This window comes from Mesorhizobium sp. M00.F.Ca.ET.216.01.1.1 (assembly GCF_004010325.2).
Lineage (GTDB): Bacteria > Pseudomonadota > Alphaproteobacteria > Rhizobiales > Rhizobiaceae > Mesorhizobium.
The window spans coordinates 1-309 of sequence record NZ_SADR02000425.1; the positions used below are offsets into that span (position 1 = coordinate 1).

1 protein-coding gene is annotated in these 309 nt (G+C 62.8%); it reads right to left on the minus strand.

Features of this window, described 5'->3' with window-relative positions; translation table 11 throughout:
* Positions 1 to 309, minus strand: a 309-nt coding sequence (locus tag EN859_RS36785; protein ID WP_135913720.1) for a pyridoxal-phosphate dependent enzyme, incomplete at both ends; no start/stop codon positions are given.

Consider the following 309-nt stretch of genomic DNA (forward strand, 5'->3'; position numbering starts at 1 on the left):
CGGCAACTGGTCCACCAGAATCACTTCCGCGCCGAGCGCCGTCATCATTCGGGCGCGCTCTTCGGAGTTGCCCTTCGACATCACCGCGACGAAGGGGTAACCCCTGACCGCGCAGACGATCGCGAGGCCCGTTCCCATATTTCCGGAGGTAAGCTCGACCACCGTTTGCCCCGGTTTGATGGCGCCGGATTTTTCGGCCTCCTCGATTATTCCAAGCGCCGCACGATCCTTCTTGGAAAAGCCCGGATTGAGATATTCCAGCGTGGCGAGGATTGCGCCGTCGACGCCCGCCTGCGCCGTCAGCCGGTC